Source organism: Ruegeria sp. CDSC051, assembly GCF_059610665.1.
In genome coordinates, this window is record NZ_JBXWOC010000003.1 from 140,739 (window position 1) to 162,954 (window position 22,216).

23 protein-coding genes and 1 pseudogene are annotated in these 22,216 nt (G+C 57.1%); 13 read left to right on the top strand and 11 right to left on the bottom strand.

Annotated features, from left to right (window positions below; all coding sequences use genetic code 11):
• Position 1: 1 nt before the first annotated feature.
• Positions 2 to 550, bottom strand: a complete 549-nt coding sequence (locus AC2FH0_RS08890; protein WP_496691999.1) for an isochorismatase family protein — start codon at positions 548 to 550, stop codon at positions 2 to 4.
• On the bottom strand, positions 547 to 1,428 hold the full coding sequence (locus tag AC2FH0_RS08895; protein WP_496789113.1) for a HalD/BesD family halogenase: 882 nt from the start codon (positions 1,426 to 1,428) through the stop codon (positions 547 to 549). Before AC2FH0_RS08895 ends, AC2FH0_RS08890 begins: the two co-directional genes overlap by 4 nt.
• A 119-nt stretch (positions 1,429 to 1,547) precedes the next feature.
• On the opposite strand from AC2FH0_RS08895, the gene AC2FH0_RS08900 reads away from it, so the two are divergent.
• The gene (locus tag AC2FH0_RS08900) at positions 1,548 to 2,417 is read left to right on the top strand and encodes a LysR family transcriptional regulator (RefSeq protein ID WP_496692001.1); all 870 of its coding nucleotides are present in this window, start codon (positions 1,548 to 1,550) and stop codon (positions 2,415 to 2,417) included.
• 709 nt (positions 2,418 to 3,126) lie between these two features.
• Positions 3,127 to 3,759 (top strand): tyrosine-type recombinase/integrase, encoded by a 633-nt coding sequence (locus AC2FH0_RS08905; protein ID WP_496702408.1) that lies wholly within the window; start codon positions 3,127 to 3,129, stop codon positions 3,757 to 3,759.
• A 116-nt stretch (positions 3,760 to 3,875) separates the two neighbouring features.
• Here the strand turns inward: AC2FH0_RS08905 and urtE are convergent, their stop codons facing one another.
• The 6 genes from urtE to AC2FH0_RS08935 all read right to left on the bottom strand — a co-directional run bounded on the left by urtE (position 3,876) and on the right by AC2FH0_RS08935 (position 10,567).
• The gene (gene urtE / locus AC2FH0_RS08910) at positions 3,876 to 4,583 is read right to left on the bottom strand and encodes an urea ABC transporter ATP-binding subunit UrtE (RefSeq protein WP_142639074.1); all 708 of its coding nucleotides are present in this window, start codon (positions 4,581 to 4,583) and stop codon (positions 3,876 to 3,878) included.
• On the bottom strand, positions 4,573 to 5,313 hold the full coding sequence (gene urtD, locus AC2FH0_RS08915) for an urea ABC transporter ATP-binding protein UrtD (RefSeq protein ID WP_142639072.1): 741 nt from the start codon (positions 5,311 to 5,313) through the stop codon (positions 4,573 to 4,575). Before urtD ends, urtE begins: the two co-directional genes overlap by 11 nt.
• On the bottom strand, positions 5,310 to 6,569 hold the full coding sequence (urtC, locus tag AC2FH0_RS08920) for an urea ABC transporter permease subunit UrtC (protein WP_496705668.1): 1,260 nt from the start codon (positions 6,567 to 6,569) through the stop codon (positions 5,310 to 5,312). The genes urtD and urtC overlap by 4 nt, the downstream gene beginning before the upstream one ends.
• A 2-nt stretch (positions 6,570 to 6,571) precedes the next feature.
• Complete coding sequence (gene urtB, locus AC2FH0_RS08925; RefSeq protein ID WP_496789114.1) at positions 6,572 to 8,536, bottom strand: urea ABC transporter permease subunit UrtB; 1,965 nt, start codon at positions 8,534 to 8,536, stop codon at positions 6,572 to 6,574.
• A 77-nt stretch (positions 8,537 to 8,613) separates the two neighbouring features.
• On the bottom strand, positions 8,614 to 9,888 hold the full coding sequence (gene urtA, locus AC2FH0_RS08930; protein WP_496789116.1) for an urea ABC transporter substrate-binding protein: 1,275 nt from the start codon (positions 9,886 to 9,888) through the stop codon (positions 8,614 to 8,616).
• A gap of 301 nt (positions 9,889 to 10,189) precedes the next feature.
• Positions 10,190 to 10,567: a hypothetical protein gene (locus AC2FH0_RS08935; protein ID WP_496708945.1), complete on the bottom strand. Its 378-nt coding sequence runs from the start codon at positions 10,565 to 10,567 to the stop codon at positions 10,190 to 10,192.
• Between the two features lie 281 nt (positions 10,568 to 10,848).
• On the opposite strand from AC2FH0_RS08935, the gene AC2FH0_RS08940 reads away from it, so the two are divergent.
• Genes AC2FH0_RS08940 through ureG form a run of 8 tightly spaced genes read left to right on the top strand, consistent with a single transcriptional unit; the run spans position 10,849 to position 15,898 of the window.
• Entirely contained in the window at positions 10,849 to 11,676 is an 828-nt protein-coding gene (locus AC2FH0_RS08940; RefSeq protein WP_496789117.1) for an urease accessory protein UreD, read from the top strand.
• Positions 11,677 to 11,679: 3 nt separating this feature from the next.
• The gene (locus AC2FH0_RS08945) at positions 11,680 to 11,982 is read left to right on the top strand and encodes an urease subunit gamma (RefSeq protein WP_496708943.1); all 303 of its coding nucleotides are present in this window, start codon (positions 11,680 to 11,682) and stop codon (positions 11,980 to 11,982) included.
• A 9-nt stretch (positions 11,983 to 11,991) separates the two neighbouring features.
• Positions 11,992 to 12,162 (top strand): hypothetical protein, encoded by a 171-nt coding sequence (locus AC2FH0_RS08950; RefSeq protein WP_282022498.1) that lies wholly within the window; start codon positions 11,992 to 11,994, stop codon positions 12,160 to 12,162.
• The gene (locus AC2FH0_RS08955) at positions 12,159 to 12,464 is read left to right on the top strand and encodes an urease subunit beta (protein ID WP_142639060.1); all 306 of its coding nucleotides are present in this window, start codon (positions 12,159 to 12,161) and stop codon (positions 12,462 to 12,464) included. The genes AC2FH0_RS08950 and AC2FH0_RS08955 overlap by 4 nt, the downstream gene beginning before the upstream one ends.
• Entirely contained in the window at positions 12,464 to 14,176 is a 1,713-nt protein-coding gene (gene ureC, locus AC2FH0_RS08960; protein WP_496789118.1) for an urease subunit alpha, read from the top strand. The genes AC2FH0_RS08955 and ureC overlap by 1 nt, the downstream gene beginning before the upstream one ends.
• Positions 14,177 to 14,182: 6 nt before the next feature.
• Positions 14,183 to 14,662: an urease accessory protein UreE gene (locus AC2FH0_RS08965; protein ID WP_142639057.1), complete on the top strand. Its 480-nt coding sequence runs from the start codon at positions 14,183 to 14,185 to the stop codon at positions 14,660 to 14,662.
• Positions 14,646 to 15,290, top strand: a complete 645-nt coding sequence (locus AC2FH0_RS08970; protein ID WP_142639055.1) for an urease accessory protein UreF — start codon at positions 14,646 to 14,648, stop codon at positions 15,288 to 15,290. Before AC2FH0_RS08965 ends, AC2FH0_RS08970 begins: the two co-directional genes overlap by 17 nt.
• Complete coding sequence (gene ureG / locus AC2FH0_RS08975) at positions 15,287 to 15,898, top strand: urease accessory protein UreG (RefSeq protein ID WP_142639053.1); 612 nt, start codon at positions 15,287 to 15,289, stop codon at positions 15,896 to 15,898. The genes AC2FH0_RS08970 and ureG overlap by 4 nt, the downstream gene beginning before the upstream one ends.
• Positions 15,899 to 16,004: 106 nt before the next feature.
• Here ureG and AC2FH0_RS08980 read toward each other — a convergent pair whose 3' ends face one another.
• The 3 genes and pseudogenes from AC2FH0_RS08980 to AC2FH0_RS08990 all read right to left on the bottom strand — a co-directional run bounded on the left by AC2FH0_RS08980 (position 16,005) and on the right by AC2FH0_RS08990 (position 18,913).
• Positions 16,005 to 16,550 carry a GNAT family N-acetyltransferase gene (locus AC2FH0_RS08980; RefSeq protein WP_496789120.1) on the bottom strand — a complete coding sequence of 182 codons (546 nt, stop codon included), beginning with the start codon at positions 16,548 to 16,550 and terminating at the stop codon, positions 16,005 to 16,007.
• A gap of 325 nt (positions 16,551 to 16,875) precedes the next feature.
• Positions 16,876 to 17,765: pseudogene (locus AC2FH0_RS08985) on the bottom strand (IS3 family transposase); the annotation flags it as partial.
• A 467-nt stretch (positions 17,766 to 18,232) separates the two neighbouring features.
• Positions 18,233 to 18,913 (bottom strand): GntR family transcriptional regulator, encoded by a 681-nt coding sequence (locus AC2FH0_RS08990; protein ID WP_271952726.1) that lies wholly within the window; start codon positions 18,911 to 18,913, stop codon positions 18,233 to 18,235.
• Between the two features lie 341 nt (positions 18,914 to 19,254).
• On the opposite strand from AC2FH0_RS08990, the gene AC2FH0_RS08995 reads away from it, so the two are divergent.
• The 3 genes from AC2FH0_RS08995 to AC2FH0_RS09005 all read left to right on the top strand — a co-directional run bounded on the left by AC2FH0_RS08995 (position 19,255) and on the right by AC2FH0_RS09005 (position 22,133).
• On the top strand, positions 19,255 to 20,238 hold the full coding sequence (locus AC2FH0_RS08995) for a TRAP transporter substrate-binding protein (RefSeq protein ID WP_496692012.1): 984 nt from the start codon (positions 19,255 to 19,257) through the stop codon (positions 20,236 to 20,238).
• 150 nt (positions 20,239 to 20,388) lie between these two features.
• Positions 20,389 to 20,826: a TRAP transporter small permease gene (locus tag AC2FH0_RS09000; protein ID WP_496789121.1), complete on the top strand. Its 438-nt coding sequence runs from the start codon at positions 20,389 to 20,391 to the stop codon at positions 20,824 to 20,826.
• Positions 20,823 to 22,133 carry a TRAP transporter large permease gene (locus tag AC2FH0_RS09005; protein WP_271952730.1) on the top strand — a complete coding sequence of 437 codons (1,311 nt, stop codon included), beginning with the start codon at positions 20,823 to 20,825 and terminating at the stop codon, positions 22,131 to 22,133. The genes AC2FH0_RS09000 and AC2FH0_RS09005 overlap by 4 nt, the downstream gene beginning before the upstream one ends.
• Positions 22,134 to 22,216 lie beyond the last annotated feature (83 nt).

The window sequence follows — 22,216 nt, forward strand, 5'->3', positions numbered from 1 at the left end:
ATCAAGCGGCGAGGATTTCGTCGGTCGATTGGACCGCACCAAATTCGCCGTGAAGGTTTGCAAGGGTCACCGAGTGGATTTGCGCGGCGGTATGGGCAACCCCGTCTGGACCGGTTGCGTCATAGGCCCAGACCGCATCAGAGGCATAGATCATATCAAACCCAAGGCTGCTGGCCGAGCGTGCGGCGGATTCAGCACAATGATTGGCGGTCGCACCGCAGATGACGACCCGTTCAATGCCCGCGCCCTGCAAATCAGCTAAAAGCGTGGTGCCACCAAATGCACTAGAGGCGTGTTTGACGATCACTTGTTCGCCGTTCTGAGGTGCGGCAAACGGTTGAACGGCAGAACCCGGTGCATCTGGGTGAAACGGATCATCCGCATCTGTGCCGTGGTGGTGGATGTGGATGATCTTGTCACCAGATGCGCGGAATTGCGACAGCAAACGTCCAATATTGTCAGACGCTTCAGGGCAAGACCGCGCGGCCCCAGCAGCATCGTCATGGGCGAGCGCCATTTGCACATCAATAACGAGGAGAGCGGTTTTCATTGTGATATTCCCTTAGCCTGCGCCAGTGCGGCCCTACGATCCTCAAGGATTTTTTCAACGCGTGTGCCATAGATGCGTACGTTGATGTCGTCGCTGATGACACGACCTTTTTGTTCATCATAGGTCATAATTGCCGTCATTCTGGGATGCGCGCCGAACACTTCGGTCACACCGTGCAAGGAATATCCGCCACGGAACAGTGTAAACGTCCCGGCCCCACGATCGAATTTATGCGCATGGGACATATCCCCCGCCAATAACCGGTCCACGGCGTCACGGTCTTCGGCCTCATCTGTGCGCGAATTTGGCAAGAATGCAAAATCGCCACCGCTTTCAGCTGCTTTCAAAAGCAACGTCACGGTACATTCGGTTGTATCATAATGCCATGCATGCCAACTGCCGGGGTAAAGTGCGACAACATTCAGTGCCTGAAACTCATCTGCACAACGATGCAACACGGTCTTTTTCTGCACACGGCGAACGAAGTCCGTCAGGACATCCGACTGATATAACTGCTGGATCAACGTATCTGCCGGTATCTGGTCATCGGCAAGCTGAGTAGCCACATGGGTGTATTCGCGACGTCGCGGATCATCTTCGGGCAAGGACGGATCAATCGCACCTTGATAGATGTTGCGTTTGATTGTCAGCACCTCGGCACCGGGCAAAAGGCTGCTGGATTCGTCCTCAAGGGCGGCCAATGCGTCCGCGCGAATGAAGCCATCCAGATTGCACCAGCCGTACGCCTCCATGTGGTCCTGACAGTCCTTCAGGAACGCCGCACCCGCGCCCTTATCCAGATCAGCAATTGGATAACGCGCAAGATCGACGAGGTTCAGGGCCATGTCAGCATGGGTTCCAAAATCGGTCTTTGACATCGCACTCTCCTTTGGAAATCGGGCAGACGCGGGCCCGTTACCCATTGATAGACGAGCAGTTGGCAGAAGATAAACGAAACGAATTGCCCTCAAGCACATAAATATCTTATGCCACACGGGTGAAACAGAATCTCAATCTGAATTGGCTGCGCACGTTTGAGGCCGCGGCCCGCCACCAGAGCTTTACCGCCGCAAGCCATGAATTGGGCCTGACGCAAACCGCTGTCAGCCAACATATCAAGGCGCTGGAGACCAAGCTGGGGCAAAACCTGTTCATCCGCCGCGCCAAAAGCCTGCAGCTTACGGATATCGGGCAAGCCTATCTGATTTCGGTGCGTGAGGCGCTTGAACACATCGCGTTTTCGACCAGCGGGCTTTTTGGGCCGGAGCTAGAAACGACCATCGTTGTGCGCGCCTCTGCGGCGATGATCATCTGGCTGACGCCGAAGCTGTCCACCTTTCAAGATGAACACCCGCAAATCGTGATCAAGCTTGAAACGTCGCTGTGGCAAAATGTGCTGGAAAAACACCCCGTCGATGTCGAGATTTTGCTCGCCGCGCAGACCCACGCAAACCCACGCATGGTCAAGCTGTCGGACGAGAGAATCCTGCCCGTCTGCGGGGTGCAGACATCAACGAAAGTCCAAAGGCCCGCGGATCTGATGCAACTTGATGCCATTCACGTTCTGGGCTTTGACGACCATTGGGCGCGTTATTTATCCGCCAACGGCCTGCCAATTGACAGGATTTCTCCCCGCATCATTGTTGACACCTCGGTCGCGGCCTGTGAATTGGCCGCCGCGGAGAACGGCTGCGCGATTATGTTCGAACGGTTCGCACAACAGGCCATCGCCGCAGGGCGCGCCATCAATATTGTCGGTGACCCCATCGCGAATGGTCAGTCACATTATGTCATCCAACGAAATACGGGCCTCCCCGAAAAACAGGCGTCAGCGGCATTTTGTGAATGGTTGGCTGCTTGCTTTTGACGTTCGCCTCGGAGCCAAAGGGGCTTTTCTGCGAACGGTTGGAAACATCTCTTTAAACCCCATGAGCAAGCCGTTCGTCGACTTTGCAGCCTTGGCCGAACTGGGCTCTTCACGGCCATGCGGTGCCAAAGAAACCCGGGGTCCCTTCGCGGTCTGATAGCGTCCCTTCGCGTAGACAACGCATTTCCGTCCGAACCACCTGTATAAATTCGTGATTCTCAGGCCGCAAAAGTGAGCATGCGTCGTTCGCTGTCTGGCAGCGGGAATTCCGGCAACGGGTAGCGAACCATCGCTCAGAGCCCAACCTGTACCTTGGATTTTTTCGCTGCGTGCGCTCGCAACACGGAAAATTCTGGGCACGCACAAATTCTTGTGTCACGGCGCAGCGCTGAATTCGGCCATTCAAATATTGCATAGCAAGAATGTGCGCCCGGATTCACAGGATGTAGACTAAAGCAGTGATCCGTGAAAATCCGTGCAAGCGTCGGCCCACCGGACCGGTGCTTCCACGGTGGGGCTGACGCGCCTTGATTCCGTTCTGGGGTGCATCACAACCTATGTCCGCCAACGAACTCAAAGCGGTTCAATGCCTGCACCGAGAACTCAAGTAGAGTGGGCTTCGGACAGCAGGCATCCGATTCGATTGTACAAGTGCCTCGTTGGCGCGGTGCCGATGATTGGGTGCGGAGGGCGGATTGGAGGGCACATTATGCCTAGAGCTCAACTTCCCGCAGTCACCCCAAAGCGCAGAGCATGGAACAAGGGGCGGATCATCGGCCAGAAACGCCCCTTGTTTCCCAAGCAGGTCTGGGCGATCCGTGCTCGGCTCGAACTCGCCGGAAATCTGCGCGATCTTGCGCTGTTCAACGTCGCCATTGATAGCAAGCTGCGTGGATGCGATTTGGTTAGGCTTGCCGTGACCGATCTGGTCAAAGATGATCGTGCTCGAGAACGGGTTTCAGTGGTCCAGAGCAAAACCAAGAAACCAGTACAATTCGAACTGACGGAAAACACACGGGATACGGTTCATGCTTGGGTCAAGTCGCCAAAGATGATGGGCTGTAGCTTCATGTTTCCGAGCCGTTTCCTCGAGCGACCCCATATCTCAACGCGTCAGTTTGGTCGGCTTGTCCGGGATTGGGTGACAGCGATTGGATTGGAACCGAGCGGTTACGGAACCCATTCACTCCGCCGAACCAAAGCAGCGGAGATTTACCGTAAGACAGGGAATCTCCGTGCAGTGCAGCTTTTGCTGGGTCACACTAAGATTGACAGTACAGTGCGTTACCTTGGCGTTGAGTTGGAAGATGCTCTCACTATTGCGGAGCAGATTGAAATCTGACCCGCGTCGGTGAATGGCACTTGCCGTTCGCCGGTTTGGAACAGACTTACGGCCTTGACGCGGCGAAACCGGTTATGAAGGGAAGAATAGTATACAGATCACCCTGCCATTGCGTACTACAAAGACGTGCTTGCGGTCAGCTTTTCGAGTGATAGTTCCGGCTTTCGCGCGCTCAGTTTGACGGCACCGCGCTCCATCACGACGAAGGCATCCCCAAGATCATAGGCGAAGGACAGATACTGTTCGACTAGGACGATAGCGATGTTCCCGCGTTCCTTCAGAATGCGGATGGTGCCGCCGATCTGCTGGATGACGTTCGGCTGGATACCTTCGGTCGGTTCATCCAGAAGAAGCACTTTCGGGTTCGACACCAGCGCGCGCGCGATCGCCAGTTGCTGTTGCTGGCCGCCTGAAAGGTCACCGCCCCGCCGTTGCAGGAACTTCTTCAGAATGGGGAACAGATCAAAAATCTCGTCCTTCACCTTGCGTTCGCCACTTGGCAGGCAGGCAAATCCCGTCTCAAGGTTTTCCTGCACCGTCAAAAACGGAAAGATCTCGCGCCCCTGGGGCACATAGGCAACGCCCTTCCGCGCAAGGTCAAAGGCCTTCAGCTTTCCGATGCTTTGGCCGTCCAGATCATAGTCGCCCCCCGACCGGGGATGGGTGCCCGCCAGCGCCTTTAACAGCGACGTCTTGCCTACGCCATTGGTGCCCATCAAGCAGGTGACCTCGCCCTGGGCCGCGTCGAAATCCACGCCGTTCAGAATTTGGCTGCCGCCATAGTGCAGCGTCAGATCGCGGATGCTGAGGAAACTATCGGCCAAGGTACACCTCGATGACTTGCTGGTTCTTGGTGACGTGATCGATCGAGCCTTCGGCCAGAACCGAGCCTTCGTGCAGCACGGTCACTTTGCAATCCAAACGCCGCACGAAATCCATGTCGTGTTCCACTACGACGACAGCGCGGGTCTTCGCCGCGTCCCGCAGAATTTGCGTGGTCTTCTGACGTTCTGCGGTCGTCATGCCTGCCGCAGGTTCGTCCACCAGCAACAGCTTCGGTTCCTGTGCCAAGAGCATCCCGATCTCCAACCATTGCTTTTGCCCGTGGGACAACTCGCCAGATTTCCGTGACAGAACCGCGTCCAGCCCAATGACATCCGCCAGTTCTTCGACCCGGGCAAAGTCCGGTGTTTCGGGTTTGAACAGCAGCACGGCCAGCGGCGACCGCGACTTTTTCAGCGCCATCATCAGGTTGTCTTGAACTGTCTGATCCTCAAACACCGTGGGTCGCTGGAACTTGCGCCCGACCCCTTCCATGGCGATCTTGCTTTCCGATTTGCCCAGCAAGGACACGGGCGGTTCGCCCCAAAGCACATGGCCCTCGTCAGGCCGGGTTTTACCGGTCACCACATCCATGAAGGTGGTCTTGCCCGCGCCGTTCGGGCCGATGACCGCCCGCAATTCGGCCCTGTCAATGCTGAACGACAGGTTGTTCAGCGCCTTGAACCCGTCAAAGCTGACCGACACGCCCGAGACTTCAAGAAGCGCGCTCATGCATCTGCCTCCTTTTCTCTCAAAGAACCGTGGCCCGGCCCCAGGTCGCGCCCATGCCGATTGGGGTTGCGACGCGCTGCCAAGGCGTCGACCAGCCCTCCAATGCCTTTCGGTGCGAAAAGCGTAACCGCCACGAAGGACAGCCCCAACAGGACGGTCCACCAATCGACCCATTGAATGCGATACCCGGCGATGTTCAGGTCAGGGGCTTGCCCGCCGGTAAACCAGGTCGACAAGAGCGAGACGAAAGCCGCGCCGATCACGGCTCCGTACAATCGCCCACGCCCTCCGATGGCCACCCAGACCGCCAGATAGATCGAGGCAATCGGCGCCAGTTCCGCCGGGTTGATGATGCCCGCCTGTGGGTAGTAGATTGCGCCTGCAATGCCAGCGAGCACGGCCGATACGGTGAAGACAAACAGCTTGAACGCCTCGACTGGATAGCCAAGGAAGCGCACCCGCGCTTCGTCGTCCCGAATGCCCCTGAGGACCGAGCCGAACTTGCCCGACACCATCCATGTCGCCAGCAGGTATCCAAGCCCCAAGGCCAGGGCCGAGGCCCAAAGGAACCAGACCGAAACGATGGCCTGACTAGTGCTCTCCAACCCCGGCAGGTTCTGAAGGCCTGACAGACCATTGTTGCCGCGCAATCCGCTGTCGTTTTGGAACAGGTACAGTGACAGCGCCAGCGTCATCGCCTGCGTCAGGATCGAAAGGTACACACCTGTCACCCGGCTGCGGAAGGCCAGCCAGCCAAAGACCAGCGCCAGAAGCCCCGGCGCCAGTACGACGGCGGCCAGTTGCAGCGGCAGAGAATGGGCAAAGGCCCAGATCGGCGGAAATTCCGAGGCTCCGACGACACCGAAGATCTGGCCAGCGATCCCGCTGGAGACCTCTTCGGGCGTTGGCGGCAGCCCTCCGGCGGCGAGGCTTTCGACGACGATCAGACGCGTCCGCTCGTACATCAGCCACATGCCTATCGCGTAACCGCCCATTCCGAAGAAGGCCATGTGCCCAAGGGACAGGATACCGCAATAGCCCCAGACCAGATCCATCGCCAGCGCGACGAGGCAGAGGCACAGGGTCTTGCCCAGGGTCTTGACGAAACTGGTCGAGATGACGCCGATACCGAACCCTTCGGACAGGATCGTCACGCCCAGGGTGAACAGCCCCAGACAGGCCAGAAAGATAAGCACCGACGGATAACGCACCACGAAAGGTGTGCGACGCACAGGGCCTGCTGTCAGTTCCGCCATGCTCATGCCTCCGCCGCCCGGCCTTTAAGCGCGATGATCCCGCGCGGCCGGAATTGGATGAAGAGGATGATGAAGAGGATCATATAGGTCTGTGCGGCCAGTGTGTTCGAGGGGTTCAGCCATTCGATCCCTTTTTGCAGCGAGCCAACCATGGTTGCGCCCAGAAGCGTGCCCCAGATGTTGCCAACGCCGCCCACGACCACGGTCATGAAGCTTTGCACGATATAGTCCGCGCCCATCTCGCTGGTCACTTTGGCGTAAAGCCCAATCGCCACACCCGCAATCCCGGCAATACCCGAGCCGAAGCCGAAGGTCAGCATGTTGATCCTGTCGGGGTTGATCCCCATCGAGGCCGCCATGCGGGGGTTCTGCGTCACCGCCCGCACTTCCAGCCCCAATCGAGTGCGGTTCATGACGAAAAGGAATAGCGCCATGAACAAAAGCGCCAAAACGAAAATCGCGATCCGGATATAGCTGATCGACACGATGTCATTGAACACCAGCGATCCGTCCAGCCAGCCGGGCGAGGTGAGGGGCCGCGCTTGCGTGCCGAAGATGTTCTTGGCGATCTGTTGCAGGGCAATGGAAATCCCGAAAGTCGCCAGAAGCGTCTCCAGCGGGCGATGGTAGAGGTGGCGGATCACTAGCCGTTCCATCGTGACCCCTGCGCCGAAGGTGACGGCAAAGGCCAGCGGCAAGGCGACGATAATGGAAATCGTGTAATCCGGGATGATCTGCTGGACGACGTAGCCGGTGTAGGCGCCCATCATGATGAACTCGCCATGGGCCATGTTGATCACGCGCATCACGCCAAAGGTGATAGCAAGACCGATGGCGGCAAGAAAGTAGATCGAAGCGAGCGACAGGGCGTCAAGGCCAAGGTCAAATGCCTGGTTGAATGCCACCTTGTTTTCGATGCCCGTCAGCACCGCCGCCGCGGCAACGGCCACTGAAGGCGAGCCGCTGTAGCGTTCGTAGAACGTGAAGCCTGCCAGGGTTTCATCCACCTCGGCTTCGGTGGCCACAGGGTCTACCACGCCCTGTTCGGCCAAAGCTTCATAAGCAAGGTCGCGTGCGTCTTCGCTGTTCAGGGTCGCCACCTGAACCCCCGCGACCGATCCCTCCGAGATGTTGGCCAAAAGCGCGTTCCGCTTGTCGTACCGGCTGATCCGGGGTTTCGCCAGATCGGCGGCAACCAGAAGGTCATAGGCGGACTCGCGCGGCAGGTCGTCGCTGCCGACGGTCAGGATGCGGGCGATGTCATCGCCCTCGGGTGCTTGTGCCGAAGACTCGACCTCCACGGCCAAAAGCGGGTTCAATGCGGCCCGGACATCGACACCAAGATCGCCGTCAAACCGCTGGATGGCAGCAATCCTCTCCTCGTTGGTCGCGCCGAAGCGGATTGTCAAAAGTCCCTGAAGGCGTTCCATGCGACTTTGTACAGACTGGTCCGTTTCGTCGGGCAGAACTTTGGTCAGGGCCGCAAGATGGGACATCTCCGAGTCACGCTCGATCGCATTCAGGGCCTGCATCTTTTCGGCAAAGGACCCTGATAGTTGGAATTGCACCAGGGCCGCGCCGATCATGCCGCGAATGCCGCTGTTGGGTTTCAACTGTTTGAAGTCACGGGCAACGAAAGTGCCAAGTTCCGCGCCATCGGCAAAGTCGAAGGCCGCCAATTCCTTGCCCGAGGCTTCGCCATAGACGAAAAGCCCGGTGTCCTTGTCGCGCCACATCTCTTTGTTTTGCCAGCGTTCCAGCACGACCTGGGCCTCGGCCAGACCACTGGCGGCAAGCGCGTCGATGGCAGGACCGATGGTCTTGCGCGAGGATTTGGCGATGATTTCGCCATGTTCTTGCAAGAGTTGCTGGATCGGCGCCTCGGCGTTCTGCGCCGAAAGTGGCAAGGCAAGAGCGCATAGAAGCACCGACATGAAACCGATGTTGAACCGACGTATAATCGACATGGATAGTTCAGCCCCCGTAAGGCGTTCTGGGGGCGACATGCGCCGCACCCGTAGGGTGGGTTTTCAACCCACCATGCTTAGTAGTTCGACTTGATCTGAACGCAGGACGACGTTTCGGTGTTGTACATCCCGCAATCGAGTTCCGCCCAATCGGATTTCAGCACCGCCGATTCCGGCAGGAAATCCGTCCAGGCATCGCCCGGCACTTCCTCCGTCTGGCTGATGATGTCGAACTGACCATCCTCGGTGATCTCGCCGATCAGAACCGGCTTGGTCAAGTGGTGGTTCGGCAGCATGACAGCGGTGCCACCAGTCAGGTTCGGGAATTCCTGCCCGTACAAGGCGGTGCGCACGGCATCGACGTCGGTGGTACCTGCTTCGGTCGCCGCATTCACCCACATGTTGAAGCCGATGTAATGCGCCTCCATCGGGTCATTCGTCACACGCTCGTCACCCATGCGGGCTTTCCAGGCCTCGACCCATTCGGCGTTGGCATCGGTATCTGCTGACTGGAAGTAATTCCAGGCTGCGAGGTGACCAACAAGGTTGGTGGTGTCGAGACCCGACAATTCTTCCTCGCCGACCGAGAAGGCCACAACGGGAATGTCGTCGGCGCTGATGCCAGCAGCCGCGAGTTCCTTGTAGAAGCCCACGTTTGCGTCGCCGTTGATCGTTGAAATCACGCCGACTTTCTTGCCATCCGCACCAAGAGCCACGACGTCCGAGACGATCTTGGACCAGTCAGAATGACCAAAGGGCGTGTAGTTGACGAAGATGTCGTTCTCGGCGATGCCCTTCTGCTGAAGATAGCTTTCCAGAATGTTGTTCGTCGTCCGGGGGTAAACATAGTCGGTGCCCAGAAGCGCGAATTTCTCAACGCCAAGTTCTTCCAGAAAGTAATCCGTCGCCGGGATTGCCTGCTGGTTGGGGGCGGCGCCGGTGTAGAAGACGTTTTTTGAGGATTCCTCGCCTTCATATTGAACCGGATAGAACAGAAGTCCGTTCAACTCTTCGATCACAGGTAGAACCGATTTCCGCGACACGGATGTCCAGTTGCCGAAAATCACGTCAACCTCGTGTACCGAAATCAGCTCGCGCGCTTTTTCGGCAAAGAGCGGCCAGTCCGACGCCGGGTCGACCACGACGGCCTCCAACTCGCAGCCCAGAACGCCGCCTTTGGCGTTTTGCTGTTCGATCAGCATTTCCATCGTGTCTTTTAGTGTTGTTTCCGAAATCGCCATGGTTCCGGACAGGGAGTGCAGCACTCCCACCTTGATCGGGCAGTCTTGCGCCATGGCCGGCAGCATCGAAGTGGCCAGGACGGCAGCAGAACTAAGAAGTGTCTTTTTCATCGCAGTTTTCCTTCAGGCACTGCGCGGGGAAGCGTTGCTTTCAAGGGTGTGATCCCCCATATGCCCCCCACGCAATCTAATTGCGGAGTGCGGTGGTGTTTTGGAATTGCAAGGCCAGCACCATCGCACGTTCAACGGGATTTGTGTGATCCCGGAAGAAGTCGTTCCATGGAAATTGCTGCGACTGCGAGATCGGCGGGGGTTGAAAAACGGCCCCTGGCGTCAATCCGTCAAAAATTGCGCAGACTTTCGCGGGTTCGCCATTTTATTGTGCGAAAGAAACGCCAAATCTTTGGGCGTTTCAGCTTTCAAGCAAGAATCCTGTGCAATAGCCGATCTCGGCCCGGGCACGCCGCACCGCCCATTTGGAGCGATCCGCATCGCGTGAGAAGCTGGCGGCGGTCAGCAATTGCGCATGCGCCATCTTGGCGTCGATACGCAGGTGAAGCGCATGACGTCGTTGATCGTCGGGCACCGTCGCGTTCAGAAGGTCGATGAACTGCGCCCGGCGATGCGCGATCTGATCCGTGCGGTCATCATTCATAAGCCAGGAATGTTCCAACTCGGCCGAGAACCGTCCTGCACATGCCGCGAATGAAGACATCAGGGGATCATCTGCCGCCAGACTTTGCTTCGGTAGGATAAGAAGCAGGACCAGAAAGGTTTTCAAACTGCTCATGATCCGATCATGAACGACCTAGAAGTCAGCAATCAAGCTTTCTGCCACCTTATGGCTAACGCACACTTAACAGACGAAGTCCCTGTCACCCGTTCGACACGTCATTCAGGCATTTCCGTGTCGGCATCTCATCATTGCTGAACTTCTGGGCGAGTGGGGTTACTTTCGCACAGCAAATAGGCAGAACTCCGGGATTGGTCTTTTTCCCGGCGCGCAGCGGTGGATCACCCCCCAATCTGCATGGTGAACCATGCGGGTCGAGTACCGGGGGCGACAAACGCATGGGTCAACCACATCTGGCATCACGAGAGGCGAACACCGCCCCGAGATCCATCGGTGCCATGACCTTGTCGACCAAATGCCGTGACGGACGTACGGGCATAGACCGCTTCAGAACCTCGGGCGCTAGCAAGGTGGCTTTTCCGCGTCGCAAGGATGCCGTCGAAGCCATTGTGCTGAACACTTCGGGCGGATTAACAGGCGGCGACCGGTTTGAGGCTTCGGCCAGCGCCGGGCCGGACAGCCACCTGATCCTGACAACCCAAGCCGCAGAACGTGCCTATCGCAGCACTTCTGGCGCTGCGTGTGTCAGCACGCGCCTGTCTGTCGCCAAGGGCGCGGTACTGCATTGGTTGCCGCAAGAGTTGATCATGTTTGACGGCGGTTATCTTAACCGTCGCCTTGACGTGGACGTCACCGACGGAACCGAGGCCGTGCTGGTCGAACCCGTCGTCTTCGGTCGCCGCGCCATGGGCGAAACCCGTATCTCGGGCAGTTTTCGCGACCGGATCACCCTGCGCCACGATGGTCGCCCAATCTATTGGGATCGCATCAACCTGACCGGATCAATCAGCGCCAGTCTTGACCGTCCGGCCATCGCAGGCGGCATGACCGCCCTTGCCAGCGCCCTTTACTTCGGCCCGCGTGCCGAGGCGCTTTTGCTGATCATCCGACAGCTGTTGCCAAAGACGGGCGGCGCAAGCCTTGTCGCGCCCGATCTTTTGACCATCCGACTTCTTGCCGCCGATTCCTATCTGTTGCGCCAATGGTTGGTGCCGGTGCTGGAACGCCTGACCGAAACCACCCTGCCGAAATCCTGGAGCCTTTGATCCATGCAACTCAACCCCCGCGAAAAAGACAAACTGCTGATCGCCATGGCTGCCGAAGTGGCCCGCAAGCGCCTTGCCCGTGGCGTCAAGCTGAACCACCCCGAGGCCATCGCGCTGATCACCGACACGGTCGTCGAAGGCGCTCGCGATGGCCGCTCGGTCGCCGACATGATGGAGGTAGGCGCCGTGGTCATCACCCGCGACGACTGCATGGAAGGCATCCCCGAGATGATCCACGAAGTGCAGGTCGAAGCCACCTTTCCGGACGGCACCAAGCTGGTCACCGTCCACAATCCCATCCGATAGGAGTCTCTCATGCGTTACGCTATTCCCGCCTTGTTTCTGGCCTCGCCCGCCTTGGCCCACCCCGCAAGCCTCCCACATGGGCATTCGGGGGATTGGGCTGTGCCCGTCGCCTTGATGCTGATCGGCGCTGCGGTTGTTTTGGCCAAGCGCAAGGCGGTCCGTGTCCGCAGACGCCAATGATCCCCGGCGAACTCTTTCCGGCGGAGGGTGAGGTCACTCTGAACGCAGGGGCGGAGCCGATCACGCTAATGGTCGCCAATACGGGCGACCGACCAGTGCAGGTCGGCTCACACTACCATTTCGGCGAGGCCAACGCGGCGCTCGATTTCGACCGCGACGCCGCACGCGGCATGCGTCTGGATATCGCAGCCGGGACAGCCGTGCGGTTTGAACCCGGTCAACGGCGCGAGGTGCAACTGATCCAGATTGGCGGCGCACGGCGTGTCTTCGGGTTCAACCAGCTTGTGATGGGAGATCTCTGATGCCCACCCAAATCCCCCGCTCTGACTACGCCGCCATGTTCGGCCCCACCACCGGCGACAAGTTGCGACTGGCCGATACTGACCTGATCATTGAAGTGGAAAAGGACCTGACAGGTCCCTACGGCGAAGAAGTCAAATTCGGCGGCGGCAAGGTGATCCGTGACGGCATGGGTCAGGCTCAGACCACACGCGCCGAGGGTGCGGTGGATACCGTCATCACCAACGCGCTGATCGTGGACGCAACCGGCATCTACAAAGCGGACGTCGGTTTGAAAGACGGCAAGATCCACAAGATCGGCAAGGCGGGCAACCCAGACACACAACCCGGCGTCGACATCATCGTCGGCCCTGGCACTGAAGCCATCGCTGGCGAAGGCAAGATCCTGACGGCCGGTGGGTTCGACAGCCACATTCATTTCATCTGCCCGCAACAGATCGAGGATGCTCTGTATTCTGGTCTAACCACAATGCTGGGCGGCGGCACTGGCCCGGCCCATGGCACGCTGGCCACGACCTGCACACCGGGACCGTGGCACATTGGGCGGATGCTGCAGGCGGCGGATGCGTTTCCGATGAACCTCGCCTTTGCGGGAAAGGGGAATGCGTCGCTCCCCGCCGCTTTAGAGGAACAGGTCAAGGGCGGTGCCTGCGCGTTGAAGCTGCATGAGGATTGGGGCACGACGCCCGGCGCTATCGACTGTTGCCTATCTGTGGCGGACGACATGGACGTTCAGGTGATGATCCACACCGACACGCTGAACGAATCCGGCTTTGTCGAAAACACCATCGCCGCCATAAGGGGCCGCACCATCCACGCCTTCCACACCGAAGGCGCAGGGGGCGGCCATGCCCCTGACATCATCAAGATCTGTGGCGAGGCCTATGTTCTGCCGTCGTCGACCAACCCGACCCGACCTTTTACGGTCAATACAGTGGACGAACATCTGGACATGCTGATGGTCTGCCATCACCTGGACAAATCCATCCCAGAGGATGTGGCTTTCGCCGAAAGCCGCATCCGGCGCGAGACCATCGCCGCCGAAGACATCCTGCACGACATGGGGGCGTTCTCGATCATCGCTTCAGACAGCCAGGCCATGGGGCGTGTGGGCGAAGTGATCATTCGCACCTGGCAAACCGCTGACAAGATGAAGAAACAGCGGGGCGCCTTGGCCGAGGAGGTCGGCGACAACGACAATTTCCGTGTCCGTCGCTATATCGCGAAATACACGATCAACCCGGCCATTGCACACGGGCTGTCAAAGCACGTCGGTTCGATCGAAGAAGGCAAACGCGCCGATCTGGTCCTATGGAACCCGGCGTTTTTCGGTGTGAAGCCTGAGATGATCCTTATGGGCGGCAGCATTGTGTGTGCGCAGATGGGCGATCCAAACGCTTCAATCCCGACACCGCAGCCGGTCTATACTCGCCCGATGTTCGGGGCCTTTGGCCGCTCTCTGGAAGCCAATGCCGTGACCTTTGTTTCCGAGGCGGCACACTCCGAAGGACTGGGAGATGCGCTTGGATTGGCCAAGACAAGTTTGCCGGTGGAGAACACGCGCGGTATCGGCAAAGCGGATCTTGTCCTGAACGACGCCATGCCCGAGGTCGAAGTGCACCCCGAAACCTATGAGGTGCGGGCTGATGGCGAATTGCTGACCTGCCAACCTGCAACCGAGCTGCCCATGGCGCAGCGGTATTTTCTATATTGAGGCCCCATGACTGATCTTCCACTTGCACAAACGCTCCATCCCGTTGGCACATCAGACAATGCGATAGCGGACTGCGCGTTGACCTACGACGCCCGATTTTTCCGGCGAAAGAAACTGACAACGACCGAAGGCTGGTCCTTTGTCGCGGACTTCGAACAGACCGTATCTCTGAACGATGGCGACGTGCTGGAACTGGGCGATGGACGTCTGGTTAAAGTGACGGCGGCACCCGAAAACCTCTTGGCCGTTTCCGGGCAAGACCTGCCCCGCCTCGCCTGGCACATCGGCAACCGCCACACACCTTGTCAGATCGAGGCGACCCGCCTTTTGATCCAGGATGATCCCGTCATCGCTCATATGCTGAGCCACCTCGGTGCCACAGTGACCCAAGTCACCGAACCCTTCACTCCGGAAGGCGGCGCCTATGGTCACGGGCGCACCCATGCGCACGATCACGGACACTCGGCCCATGCCCACGCCCATTGATGCGCACTTACTGACGCTGACCCAATGGCTGTCGCCCGCGTTTCCAGTGGGGGCATTCGCCTATTCGCACGGACTTGAAACAGCGATCAACGAGGGTTGGATTGCCGACGCGACCAGTTTGGAAGACTGGCTGAGAGATTGCCTGAGTGATGGCTCAGGTCGCGCTGATGCGATCTGGATGCGGCTGGCTTATGCTGCCGACGACCCATTGGAGATGGACGCGAAAGCACGATCCTTTGCCACCGCTCAAGAGCGTCTGCGCGAAGCTGAAAGGCAGGGCGCTGCCTTTGTTGCGACGGTTAATGCTGTCTGGGGTTTGGCGCTGCCTGACATGCTGTTGCCCGTTTCCGTCGGTCGCGCCGCTAGATTGGCAGAGCTGGATATCGATACGACTGCCGTTCTCTATCTGCAGGCCTTTGTCGCAAACCTGACCTCCTCGGCCATCCGCCTGAGCCCCATCGGGCAGACGGCCGGTCAACGGGTGATCCTGAACTTGCAGCCCTTTTGCCTTCAGGTCGCCGAAGACACGAGAAATGCGGACACCACGGACGTTTTTGGCAATGCCTTTTTCTCAGACATCTCCGCGATGGCCCACGAAACTCTTGAACCGAGGCTCTTCCAATCATGACACAACTCAACGGCCCCTTGCGCATCGGTATCGGCGGCCCGGTCGGTGCAGGAAAGACGACCCTGACCGCGAGGCTTGCCGAACTTTTGAAAGACGATCACTCGATCGGCGTCATCACCAACGACATCTACACACAAGAAGACGCCGAAGCTCTGATGCGCATGCAAATCCTGCCTTCGGATCGCGTGATTGGAGTGGAAACCGGCGGCTGTCCTCATACGGCGATTCGCGAAGACGCGTCGATCAACCTGGCTGCCGTGGCCGAGATGCGGCTGCGTCACCCCGACGTAGAGGTCGTCCTGATCGAATCCGGTGGCGACAACCTATCGGCCACCTTCAGCCCGGAGTTGGCGGACCTGACAATCTATGTGATCGACGTGGCCGCAGGCGAGGAAATCCCACGCAAGGGTGGCCCCGCAATCACCAGGTCAGACATCCTAGTCATCAATAAAACCGACCTTGCCCCTCATGTGGGGGCATCTTTGGACGTCATGCGCCGAGACGCCGCGAGAATGCGGGGCGATCTGCCGGTGGTATTTGCCTGCCTGAAAGCCGGCCACGGTTCGGACGAGGTCGTGTCGCACCTTAGATCTCTTTCGGGCATTTGATGAGAGCCTAGCCGGCAAGAACGGTGCTTGGTCCACTTTGCGGGACTTTGAGAGTTTTCGAGTATGTGCTAACGCAACGTTTCGGGACGTTTGCTTCTCCCCCCACTCAAATGAACAAGCGAAATCCCCTGACTTCACCAACGATTTCTGCGGCTTGGGAGGAGGGCGATGACCAGTTTGGATGCAAAACGGCTTTAGCAACGCCCTGATCGATGCACAGCCGAGCATTGTGCTTTGCTGCAAGATGCCTCATGCGGCGGTTCTCTCGCAGGCACATCAATTCAATTGAACTGATGCCCCACTTCCGCGCGATTGCGATAATGCGCTCGAACAGCGCATCACCAATTCCGATGTTTTGCCAATCAGGTTCGACAGAAAAGGCGGCTTCCGTCTTTGTAGATCCGGTCTGGTCGTCACCGCGGAGTTCGGCAACGCCCCTCCGACGCCCTTTTGCAAACGCGCCACAGAGAATGCTGTCATAATGAGGAATGCTCTGAACGTAGGTCGTCAGACTCTCGTCGCTGACAGTCCACCAGAACCGCGCGCGCCGAGCTTCGGCGTCGAGCCGTCGAAAGTGCTCGCAGATCTCGTTTTGGTCGGCTGGATAGAGTCGGCGAATGGCAAAGTCTTGATGATGTCTGAGATGGACCATCGCCTTGTCGCTCCGATTGCAGACTTGGATTGGGCCAGCATCTTCGGGAGGAGGTGAAGATGCTGGCCCAAAAGCATTGGCGGTCCCTGTTGATGTTTTTCGGCGCCGCTGCTTTTGCTGCTTACTGTGGGAAGAGCGAGGTCCAGCAATTCCTTTTCAAATTTGCACGCAAACCCGGGATCAGGACCCGTCGCGTTGGTCCGGGTCTTTCCCGCCGGTTTCCTGTGCCATCAGCTTTTCCGCATATTGAGTGTCCGTCGTCAGAGTTTTTGGAACCAAGAGCGGCGTAAACTAAGTGAGTGTTCGGCTCATCTGATTTGTGTGATTAAGCTGCGCGCTGGCTGTGACGCAAACGCCGAGCTTCGAACGTCTTCCGTTTGATCCGTTCTCGTTATTCCAGAATGGCTTGGTCACGCCCGAAGTAGACATAGGCGGGTGTGACGTTGTTTAGGCTCTCGTGATATCGCTGATGGTTGTAGTGATCGACGAAGGCTTCGATCTGGGCCGCGAGATCACCTGGCAGGAAGTAGTTTTCCAATAAGATGCGGTTCTTCAAAGTTTGATGCCATCGTTCGATTTTACCTTGGGTCTGCGGATGACACGGCGCACCACGACTGTGTTTCATGCCTTTGTCCTTCAACCATTCAGCCAAATCGCCAGAGACATAACTTGAGCCGTTGTCACTGAGCAGTCTTGGTTTGTGGACGATATGGGCCTGATCACATCCGGAGGCCTGCAAGGCTAAATCGAGGGTTCTGTCACATCCTCAGCCCGCATGTTCGTGCAGAGCTTCCATGAGATGATGTAGCGGCTGTAATCGTCCAGAATTGTGCTGAGATAAAACCAGCCCCGACCCAGAACCTTGAGATAGGTAAAGTTGGTCTGCCAAAGTTGGTTGATGGCTGTTGTCTTATGCTCAAACGCATTCGCGGCTTTCAGCACGATGATGGCAGGGCTGGTGATCAGGTCATGCGCCTTGAGCGTGCGATACACTGTAGATTCCGACACAAAATAGCGCTCTTGATCGGTGAACGTGGCGGCCAGCTCGCGCGACGACAGCTCCGTCTCTTTCAGAGCGAGATCCACAACCTTGCGCTTCACTTCGGTGGGCACCCGGTTCCAGACATGATTTGGCTTTGGTGATTGATCATGCAAACCAGCCTCACCGCGCTGCAGATACCGATCATACCAGCGGTAGAATGTGGTGCGGGGGATAAGCCACCGCTATCTCCATTTGCAACACATAGCTTTCGGCACAAGGGGCGGAAATCGGACTTTCGCTGCGGTGGCGAACAAGGCCAACACTCTAGCGATAGCGGTCATTCATTGTAAGTATTAGGCTGATTGCGCTGGGTTAGCAGCCCGATAGAACTTGCGTCAGGCTCAACAGCACATTCCAAAGATGTTTGGTCGCACCAATACGGCAGTCGACGCTGCGATCCCCACAACAAGATCAAACATTTGAGAGCTCCTTGCTGCTTTCTTTTGCCAAGCGTTAAGCTGGCGTTGCAGATACCCTAGTCCGCAACATTTGCGTGGTTGACAGGATCAGTTTCTGTGAAAGGCGGGAAAAACCGCTGACCCGCAATTTGTTCATGCGGTTTTTTTTAGACTACTCGATATTAATATGTATGAATTTAGACTAGGGCAATGAGGCGAAAAGCCATCCGATATCTAGCCACCTATTCATCAAAGTATGCGTTATGCGTTGTGTAGATCGCCTGAATGGTTGGCGTCAAACGGTCAAGATGCGTACGAAGGACTTGATCCGCCGCCCACGCATCCCCGCTGAACAGGGCCTTTAAAAGAGATTGATGATCCAGATACAAATCATCCATTGCTTCTTTGCTGGTTAACGCCAGCATGCAAAGGCGGTCAACCTGTGCTTTGTTTTCGGCGATGATTTCAAACGCAAACGCCTGTTTGGCCGAGGCGCAAAGCAGTTTGTGAAACTGGTAGTCCAGATCATGGAACAAATTGACATCTTCTGCTGAGATTGCATCCGCCTGTTCACGAAGGTTAGCTTTTAATGCCGCGTCTACCGACTTGTCGCGATCTGACACGGCAGTGCGGATGACCTCCAATTCGACTGCGGCACGCACAAAGCGGGCATTCGCGATGAGCTGGCGTGAGAACGGTCGAACAACTGTCGCGCGTTGTGGCCGCACCAAAAGGAGATTGAGGTTGGAAAGTCGCGTGAAAGCCTCGCGCACAGGCTGGCGTGAAAACCCGAATGATTTCGCAACATCCGTTTCGGATATCTTTGTCCCTGGAAGCAGCTCCAGACGGGTGATTTGTCCAAACAGTTCGTCAAAGACGACATCGCTACTTGTCGTACGTTCAAGGGTTCCCAAAGCTGCCATTTTTTGTTTTCCAACCTCTGTTTGGCGACATTGTGGCAGATCAGAGAGAGAATTAATAGAGCAAATTAGGATACTAGGCTACATTATATTCATTGTTCTAAAAGGAAAATATCACATATCGAAAGAGCATCTAGAAAATTTATGTTGACTAGTATCCCAGTTATCGTGTTGGGTGTGCCCATCAACGAGGGCGGAGCAAGTGTGCTAGCTGGGAGGAAATCAGATCATCCAAATTGGGGTGAAGGCTGATCTGGCGTGACCACTTGTAAGGTTTCGAACACGATCGCCGGTCAAAGACGACTGGAAGAAAACAAGACCTGAACCTGATCTGGGAGGATAGAATGTTCAATTTTTCACTAAAGACGTTGGCTGTGACGGCTGTTTTGTTGGGCGGGGTTTCGACCGCGCAAGCTGATGTCACACTGCGCGGGGCAAGCATGTTTGATGAAGAACATGCATTCACTAAGACCTTGCGCGAGTTTGAACGACTGGTCGCAGAGAAATATGATGGCGAGGTCGAATTTGATCTGCGCCTGAACGGTGAGCTTGGGGTTGAATCCGATTACGTCACCTACCTCAACCAAGGTGTCGCCGTAGATTATACGATCCTTGCCCCGTCCAACATGGCGGTGTTTTCAGAGTCCATTCCTTTGATGGATATGCCTTTCCTGTTCCGTGATCTTGAACACTGGGATGCGGTCCTTTCGTCGGATGCGCTGAAACCCCTTGAGGACGATCTGCGCGAAGCTGCAGGTATCGTGATCGTCGGGTATCACGGCGGTGGTGTACGGAATCTCGCCTCTGCTGAGCCCATCACAAACATGGAAGAGCTTGCGGGACATCGTATGCGCGTCATGGGGGCCCCAATTCAGGCCCAGACATTCTCAGCTGTTGGAGCGGCACCATCTGCCATTGCCTACAACGAAGTCTATAACGCAATCCAAACAGGCGTCATTGCCGGATTTGAGAATGAAGCGGCCTCGATCCAGAACCTGAAGTTCTACGAAGTTGCGCCGCATGTCTCATTGACCCAGCACACGATCACGGTGCGCCCAATTGTGATGTCAGCAAAAATCTTCGATGAACTGCCTGCTGAGTTGCAAGCCGCTATCATGGATGCCGGCACCGAGGCCGGTGCTTTTGGCCGCGCGTTGGAGAGCGGTCAGGACGGCGAAAAACTTCAGGCAATGATCGACGCAGGTCAGATCGAAGTGCATGAGTTCGAGGGTCGCGAGAAAATGCTGGAACTGGTTCAGCCAGTGCAGGACGCCTATGCCGAAGAGCTGGGCGCGACAGAACTGCTCAACAACGTTCGCGGAATGTGATCTCCCAGCTGACGGGCGAGTAAGTAATCAAACTCGCCCGTTGGCATAAATCCCGATGCGCTTGGCGCGTCACATTGCGATGTAGGGTGGAACATGCTTGGAAAATATCTGGATAGGTTCTGCACTGGGCTTCGTATATTGCTTGGCGTGATGATGGGGGCATTGGCGATACCGGTCGCGATGCAAGTTGTCTCTCGCTACACCGGTTTGATCCCAACTTATCTTTGGACTGAAGAGCTGGCGACGTTCCTGTTCGTCTGGATTGTGATGATCGGGTCTATTGTCGCTGTTTGGGACGGCACGCATTTTGACGTGCGGATCACCCGGGATGCGACTGGCTCACTCCCGCGGCTCCTCCAAGACGGTGTTGTGCATGTTGCCATCATGATTTTTGGGGGCTTCTTCCTATTTTACGGCATCGAGTACACCGAATTTGGGGGCAACCAACGATCTGTAATGATGCGTGCAAACCTCGCGATCACGCACGTATCGGTCCCGATTGCTGGAGGGTTTTGGTTTCTCCTGTCAGGCTACCGGTTGTCCGAAACCATCGCGAAATATCTAAACCGAGAGAGCAGCCAGACATGATCCTCGATACTGCAACTGCCGCCACGATGCTTATTGCTGGCTTTCTGGTGCTGATTTTCATCCGCATCCCAGTGGCATTCGCATTGGGTTTGGCGACCCTCCCGGTTGTGTTGCTTGAGCTGCGGCTGACCCCGTTCATCGTGCTGGATCGGATGTTCCAATCCTATAACTCCTTCATCTTATTGGCCGTTCCATTCTTTCTACTGGCGGCCAACCTGATGAATTCCGGCAAAGTAACCGACCGGCTGATCGAACTGGCCCGTGTGCTAACCGGCTGGATGCCCGGCGGATTGGGTCATGTAAATGTCGCTGTGTCGATGCTGTTCGCTGGTATCTCCGGATCTTCCACAGCAGATGCGGCGGGTATCGGAAAAATCCTGATCCCAGCCATGCAGAAAGAGGGGTACGACACGCGGTTTGCCGTTGCTATCACGGCCTGCTCTTCGGTGATGGGGGTCATCATCCCGCCGTCGATTTTGATGATCGTTTGGGGCGGTGTCATGCAGGTCTCTGTCGGCGCATTGTTTTTGGGCGGCGCGATTCCGGGCCTGATGATTGGCCTCGCCTTGATGGCTACGGTCTATGGTTTCGCAAAAGCCCGCAATTACCCGGTGACGGCGACGCCGAACTGGGGTGAATTCTGGGCCGCTTGGAAAGGCGCCGCACTGGCCCTTTTGACACCGGTCTTTGTGATTGGCGGTATTGTAGGTGGTCTTGTCACGCCAACTGAAAGTGCAATCATTGCGGCGGGTTATGCGCTGATCTTGGGTATGTTTGTCTATCGGACGGTCACTGTCAGAGATTTGGGTACGATCCTCTATGACACTGCACGATTTGCAGCCATCTCTCTGTTTGCGATCGGCACCGCCTCGGCATTCGGATGGCTACTGTCGTTCTACGATGCGCCGCGCCTGATTGTCAGCGTTCTGACTGCTTGGGAGTTCGGGGCATTTGGAACGGCTATCTTGATTGCCCTTCTGTTTCTTCTCTTTGGCCTGTTCATCGATGCAATCCCGACAATCATCATTCTTGGCACGGTTCTGATGCCGGTGGCACAGGCGGGTGGGGTCGATCCAATCGCATTTGCCATCATCGGTATCGTTTCGCTTGCCTTCGGGCTGGTGACGCCGCCCTACGGCTTGTGCCTGCTGATCTCAGCGGCAATTGGCGGCCTGAATGTTGTGCAAGTCCTGCGTGAGGTCGTGCTTATCCTTGCCCCAATGCTGGTCATCCTCATTCTGTTGGCGGCATTCCCCGAAATCATTCTGTGGCTCCCAAAGGCAGTTATGCCGGGGGCGTTCCGATAATGGCGTCTCAACTTGCGCTGTGAGCGCTCTGAGAGGGCCGCCAACTGAAACCCGTGACACAAGCGAAGCTGGCGCTTTGTAAT

Coding starts and splice junctions, on each gene's coding strand:
- AC2FH0_RS08995 (WP_496692012.1), top strand. CDS start 19,255: ATGTTCAATTTTTCACTAAAGACGTTGGCTGTGACGGCTGTTTTGTTG.
- AC2FH0_RS08940 (WP_496789117.1), top strand. CDS start 10,849: ATGGGTCAACCACATCTGGCATCACGAGAGGCGAACACCGCCCCGAGA.
- AC2FH0_RS08890 (WP_496691999.1), bottom strand. CDS start 550: ATGAAAACCGCTCTCCTCGTTATTGATGTGCAAATGGCGCTCGCCCAT.
- AC2FH0_RS08935 (WP_496708945.1), bottom strand. CDS start 10,567: ATGAGCAGTTTGAAAACCTTTCTGGTCCTGCTTCTTATCCTACCGAAG.
- urtC (WP_496705668.1), bottom strand. CDS start 6,569: ATGGCGGAACTGACAGCAGGCCCTGTGCGTCGCACACCTTTCGTGGTG.
- urtB (WP_496789114.1), bottom strand. CDS start 8,536: ATGTCGATTATACGTCGGTTCAACATCGGTTTCATGTCGGTGCTTCTA.
- AC2FH0_RS08945 (WP_496708943.1), top strand. CDS start 11,680: ATGCAACTCAACCCCCGCGAAAAAGACAAACTGCTGATCGCCATGGCT.
- AC2FH0_RS08990 (WP_271952726.1), bottom strand. CDS start 18,913: ATGGCAGCTTTGGGAACCCTTGAACGTACGACAAGTAGCGATGTCGTC.
- AC2FH0_RS08955 (WP_142639060.1), top strand. CDS start 12,159: ATGATCCCCGGCGAACTCTTTCCGGCGGAGGGTGAGGTCACTCTGAAC.
- ureG (WP_142639053.1), top strand. CDS start 15,287: ATGACACAACTCAACGGCCCCTTGCGCATCGGTATCGGCGGCCCGGTC.
- urtD (WP_142639072.1), bottom strand. CDS start 5,313: ATGAGCGCGCTTCTTGAAGTCTCGGGCGTGTCGGTCAGCTTTGACGGG.
- AC2FH0_RS08905 (WP_496702408.1), top strand. CDS start 3,127: ATGCCTAGAGCTCAACTTCCCGCAGTCACCCCAAAGCGCAGAGCATGG.
- urtA (WP_496789116.1), bottom strand. CDS start 9,888: ATGAAAAAGACACTTCTTAGTTCTGCTGCCGTCCTGGCCACTTCGATG.
- AC2FH0_RS08950 (WP_282022498.1), top strand. CDS start 11,992: ATGCGTTACGCTATTCCCGCCTTGTTTCTGGCCTCGCCCGCCTTGGCC.
- AC2FH0_RS09005 (WP_271952730.1), top strand. CDS start 20,823: ATGATCCTCGATACTGCAACTGCCGCCACGATGCTTATTGCTGGCTTT.
- AC2FH0_RS08895 (WP_496789113.1), bottom strand. CDS start 1,428: ATGTCAAAGACCGATTTTGGAACCCATGCTGACATGGCCCTGAACCTC.
- AC2FH0_RS08980 (WP_496789120.1), bottom strand. CDS start 16,550: ATGGTCCATCTCAGACATCATCAAGACTTTGCCATTCGCCGACTCTAT.
- AC2FH0_RS08970 (WP_142639055.1), top strand. CDS start 14,646: ATGCCCACGCCCATTGATGCGCACTTACTGACGCTGACCCAATGGCTG.
- AC2FH0_RS09000 (WP_496789121.1), top strand. CDS start 20,389: ATGATGGGGGCATTGGCGATACCGGTCGCGATGCAAGTTGTCTCTCGC.
- ureC (WP_496789118.1), top strand. CDS start 12,464: ATGCCCACCCAAATCCCCCGCTCTGACTACGCCGCCATGTTCGGCCCC.
- AC2FH0_RS08965 (WP_142639057.1), top strand. CDS start 14,183: ATGACTGATCTTCCACTTGCACAAACGCTCCATCCCGTTGGCACATCA.